Origin of the sequence: uncultured Dubosiella sp. (assembly GCF_964018005.1) — a bacterium.
GTDB lineage: Bacteria > Bacillota_I > Bacilli_A > Erysipelotrichales > Erysipelotrichaceae > Dubosiella > Dubosiella muris.
In genome coordinates, this window is the sequence record NZ_CAXHOA010000038.1 from 1 (window position 1) to 6,004 (window position 6,004).

The 6,004-nt window shown below is 41.8% G+C and carries 1 protein-coding gene; it reads right to left on the reverse strand.

What is annotated here, in order from left to right; genetic code table 11:
- Positions 1-5,765, reverse strand: a 5,765-nt coding sequence (locus tag ABNS49_RS13505) for a hypothetical protein (protein ID WP_348688279.1), incomplete at its 3' end; no start/stop codon positions are given.
- Between the last annotated feature and the right edge of the window lie 239 nt (positions 5,766-6,004).

The window sequence follows — 6,004 nt, forward strand, 5'->3', positions numbered from 1 at the left end:
TCTCCCGGAATGTGCACACTGTCGAGCAGCGATTTGTTTACCGTGCCTTGCGATTGCGGATTGCCGTTGTAAATCAGCTTCACCAGCTCCTTATAATCCGGCTTGCTGTTGGCATTGCTGTCTTTGGCCCAAACCGCGTATAAAGTCACATCTTCATGTTCGATAATGATTTCCTTGCCGGTAATCAGCATATCGTTGATTGCGCTTCCCTGGGCCGCGGTAAACGCGTCCTCATGCTTTTCTTTGCTCCAGCCAATGAATACCTCGTTTTCATTGCGTTTAAATTGCGTTTCCGCCGACAAGGGAACATTGGTTCCTTTTGGAATGTTTTCTTGTTTTTCAGGTAACCGTACGCCATCTTTTGGTTTTCCACCATTTAAGTCATACGTTAATGCGTACGTATCCAAAACATCCGCTTTGCCATCATCGTCCGAATCATAGCCCCAGACCGCGTAGACCGTGGCGTCGCCGGATCCAAGCGTAATTTTCGAGATTACGTTTGGAACGGCGTCCTCCCTTTTCAGGATGGAAAGCGGCTTTTCCGACCAGCCGATAAAAACGACTTTTTTACCGTCGAGGTCGGAATGCGTTGGTTTTGGCGAATTTTTCAATGCTACTATATCGCCAGGAATATGATCTTGCTCATTTTCCGGCAAATTGGATACTAAATTTGTGGAATTGCCATCATAAATCACACGCACTCTTTCCTGATAATCTGCTACTCCATTTTTATTTCGATCTGTCCCCCAAACCGCATACACGTCTTTTCCATTTGTATCCATGATCACCTTTGTGAGTGGTTTTTTTCCTTCTCCAAAGATCGCGTTATAATCATTCATCGTATCCACATCTTTAGGCGATGCCGATTCGCTCCAGCCTAAAAATACAGCTTGCTCTTTTTCGAAAGAATATGTTCCCGACTGGCCTTCCCATTGCTCAGGATTTGCCGTTATTCTCTTTTTTCCATTGATGCTTGCCGCTGTGGAAGAAAGAATTGCCTCTTTGCCTTGCAAATGATGATGAAGGCATTGAACGACCATTTCCTTTTCAGTATTGGAATGATAGCGGACATGAACCGCATTGTCTGAGTAGTCCGGGGAACCATTTCCATTTAAATCTTCCGCCCAAACCGCGTAAAAAACGACATTGCGCGTTGGCATAGTATATTCATGCTCTTTAATCACTTTATTGATCAAGCTTTGCTCTGCATCTGCCGTTAATACATCTGTAATCTTTTCGGTGCTCCACCCAACACAAATTACATTGGAATTGCTCGTTTTTAATTCAGAAAAATTTCTTAAAGCAACCAAATCATTTTCAGTATAAAACTCATTTTCTGTTGAAAGTTCTCCAGAAGTATGCCCGTTTCCATCATAAGTTACCGTATAGATCTTTTTTAGTTGCGGAACAAACGTCATGTTCTTGGTGACTGGCAATTTTGAAAGTTCTTCTGTCGTGTATTGTTGCGTTACTTTTGCATCTTCCCCTTTCAAGGTCCAAAGATCCATAAATTTCCATCCGGATTTTGGAGCGACAAGTGGAACACTCTTCCCAAGGGTTTCATTATTCCATACATACATTGTATTCGACTGCATCGTCGCATTGGAATCCGGAATTTCAAAATGAATGGTGTGCGGGGTTTGCAGTCCGAGAATCAGAGACTGATTCTCCGCACTGTTCTTTGCGTTTACTATAATAGTGGCTTTTGCCGACTTGCCTTCTTCTACTTCTTGAAATTTGCTCGTTTCCGGAATCGAAAATTTTAATGGATTTTTCCCATTCGCATCTGGAGATCCTGGATTTACCACTTCTAAAAAATAAGTATCCGCCCGTCGTCCTTCGAATTTAAATTCACCATTTTCCACTGTAACTTCGTGGGATTCATGGTCATCGCTTGCGATTTCGGTTCCATGCGGCGCTTTGATCGTTAGCTTCCCCGTATAAAGAGGTTCTCCATCGTCCATTTGCCCGTTTTTGTTCTCATCGACAAAAACTTTTCCGGCAATGATTCCTGTTTGAAACTCGATTTGAATATGAGGCAAAGGCATATGACCGCCGTTGTCCGCTGTTCCGACTGTGTATGGCGAATAACCACATGGTCCAAAGTTGATCTTGCTTCCAACCAAATCCGAAGCGTCTTTCGCGGTTTCAAAATGCGCGTAGATTTCCACTTCGGCATCCGCACTAATATCGACAACACCATCATTCGTACTAATACGAATCATTTTTACTTTGCTCCAATCATCAATCTCATCCGCATCTTTATAATTATCTTTTAGATGATCCGTATTATTGTAATGATGAGGATTTTCAAGCCCTACCTTCGACTCCACAGTTGTACTATATTGAACATGAATGTTATGCCCGGATGACCCCTCCACCTTAACAGGTCCTGTCATGATCATATCGAAATCAAAATCCATTTCTTGCATGTGGGTATCCCAGTTATCGCCCTTTTTCGGAACCGGAATATAGTAATAAAAGTCTTTGGCTTCGCCTAGAAATATCTTTTTCGTTTCATTCTTAATAATCATGCGCAAATCCATGCCGTGATCTTTATCCTTCAAAAAGACTTTCTCGTTATCTTTGTCGTAATTGACATAATTGTTTTTGTAGTCTTTTCCGCTACAATTCGTATCGTCGCACAGTTTCGCTCCAAAATCGAAGGTCAATCCCTGTCGGGCCGCGGTTACAGAAAGTTTTGTGTTTTGCGCATTGACATTCAATGTGCCATAATACGTTTCTCCTACTTGAATAGTACTGTTACTCACAGAACCTTTATCACTGACTGCTTGCCACTTCTCCGTTTTAAATTTGACGCATTCTCGCATGTCGAGCGTCATCGCGTCCGCTCCTTTATCAATTTTCATTGTAAAAGATATCCCAACTTGATATTGGCTAAAATCCTTACCGAACCACCCTACAATAACATCCTTATCAAATGTGAATTTCGTTGTTACGTATTCAGACTCCTCTGGTAATTCCTCCATTTTAAGAGGGATTATTTCCTCTCCACGGGTTATTATTCCGTTTTCAACTGCATTTTGTTCCAACAAAATCGAATCCGCTGTACTTCCTGTTTGCTTATAAAATACAAGATCTTGAACTGAAACACTTTTTGGAAGCCGGATATACACTTCCAAATCGTTAAGAACATTGTGAGTTGTATACGGATAGGAAGATACCATCATTACACCATTAAAGTGTACCTCATCTCCTGCTGTACAAAGCACTTTATCAAGAATTGGAAGTTTTTCTTCTGGATTATTCGGATTTACAGCATTCGTCAAACCAAGTGGAATTTGATCATTTTCAGTGGTGCCGCATATACTTAACTCTAACGTTTTGGTCTTTAAACTCTCTGCTTTTTCTTCGCCATCAACGATTGGGGTTACTTTTAATGTGGCTATATTGATTTTTTTGTTTTCTTCTATTAAATCATTTTTTAAAACTCTCCCGAAAATTGCACTTTTCGCACCTGCCGGATTCGTTAAACGTGGCGTAATATCACTTGTAAAGTCTGGATCATAGCCATCCACAACCGCTGTGATCGCTGTAAAATATTCATCATCACTTAAGCCAAGATCCGCTATTGTCAGCGCGATAAAACCCTCCGTACTCGTTTGATCTTCTAATGTCTGAAATTGTTCTTTCTTATTTGTTTTATATTGAATATTTGTTACTTTTGCACCTACTGGAGCCGGAATTTTTTGGGCCACAACACCAATAAAACCATTTGTATTATCATAAGTGTATTCTAGTTTCATTGGACCCGTCTTTTTTGTCCCCGCTCCATCAATATCAATTTTTCCTAAATAACAGAGCACATCGGTCATTCCATATAAAGATAAGCTTTTCCCTCTCCCTACCGAATTCACCAAAACATCCGAAGTATTAGACCCAGTAAAAGTTAACGGAGAGAGTTCAAAAGAAGCGAGCGAGCTATTGTTGTTTTTCCAATCTTTCAAATCACTTTTTATACTTGTCAAATCCCATTGTACACTCTCATCAGGTGCTAATGTTTCTCCTTGTTTCCATACAAAATATGGCATAAAATATTCATCTTCAGGAATATAGATATTTTTCCACGTTAAGGTAACGTGATCTTTTTCCTCCTCCACATCGGGTTTATTTTCTGGATGTTTCGGATCATTATAACTAAAATAACCTCGATCTGATTCAATATATACCAATGAAGCATAATAGTTCTTTTTTGTGTTTTTAGGTAATGGAATCGTCAAAGAAAATTCTTTAAAAAAAGTTCCCAACGTCATCATACTACGATCCGGCCGATATCGAAAATCCGTTAATTTAAACGGGTCGGTCGATTCAGTCGCAAGGTTTGTATTTTTAGGTTTTGTCTTGCTCAAAACAGGCCCTGTGGCTAGAACATCACCACTCACTTTCGCCGTAGCCGAAAACGAATCGTAATTTATCCCGTCTTCTTCCATTCCTGAATACGTACGAATCATAATAGCGTCTGAAAGGATTGTGAACGCATCTCTGTTTGTCGGCGTCGTTTTATTCCACAGCGTCGTATCCAAGGCCAAAATGATATTAAAACTCGTCTTTTCCGCTGTATCCTTCAAAGCGTAAGTGATCGTTCCAGATTGAGGCTGATAGACACCGTAATCTCCCGTTCCTTTCAAGTCTTCGGCTCTTTCCGGCGTCACACTTTTTACCATCCCCGTTGTTGAATCTGGTTTTGGATATTCCACGACAACAAGTCCATCTGGAATCGTAATTTCCACTTTTTTATCTTTTAAATTTAATTGACTTTCAACTTCAAGATGCAAAGCTATTTGCTTTGCATGATTTATAGAAAACTCTTTCTTTATGATTGGCTGAGTCTGATCGCCTTCGCTTTCTTGATTTTCCGTTGAATTAGACATCCCAATTAAATGTTGCACACCTGAATCATCCTTAATGGAAACCGCGGTGATTTTCATTTTCTTCTCAGTCGCATCCGGCGTTGTGGAATCCGGCGCTTCATCTCCCTCTGCGGTGCCGGACTCCTTCTCGTTTTCCTTTTGAGAACTATCCTTGTTATCATCGTCCATTGTAATGACTTTTTTAGGCTGTTCGCCTTCTTCCACTGGATCTTGTTCTTCGTCCGGTTTCGTTTCCTGTCCGGCTTTCTCCTCCATGAACGCGCCATACGCCGCGGCCACCTCTTGATAAAGCTGCGTCAGGGTTTGCGCTTCGGCTTGTCCGTTTTCATCGACTTGCTGGTCAAGCGCATCCAAAGACTGAATTATAGACTCCTCCTGTCTTAAAACCGCTTCCATGAAGGCGTACTCGTCCTCTTCCAGCTGGGCGAGCTCATCCTCGTTGAGCGCCACGTACGTGTCGTAGGCATGTTCTATACGCGTGTAGACCGCTTGCAGCGGATCTTCTTCGGCGCTTTCCTCGGTGAGGATGGCGATGATTTCCGCGATATCCTCCTGCAAGCAAGGAACGCAGCGGTATTGGCACGGATCGGTCCCGCATTGGGCGTCGTGCCAAGGATGATGGACGCAAAGTCCTTGCTCGTTTCCGACAGTCGGATTTTCTTCTTCGGAAACGATTTCGGTTTCGTCCTCCATCAGCTGCTGCTCGACGACTTCCGGATCCGTTTCGGCTTCCGTTGCCAAAACCGGCCAGTTCAAGCCGTTCGAAACACTCAAAAGGGCGCAAAGAGAAGAGGCCAGGAATTTTCGTCCAATGCCTTGAATGACTTTACGCTCATGGTTTTTCACAGTTTTGTGGGGTTGCTGTTTCATCATGTTCATAATCTCCTTCCCTATTTACTTTTCCATATCCTAAAACGGGATTTTCATCCACTTTCTTGAATGATTGTTTAGACAATCACCTTCCCAATTTACATTTTAAAACTTTTTTCACCAATTTCCAGCCCTTATTCCAAAAAATATGGGGAAATAAGGGACAAAAAAAGAGAAGTTCCCAAATTGAACTCCTCTTTGAAATCGTATTTTTACCGCTTAATTCGCGACGATATTGACAA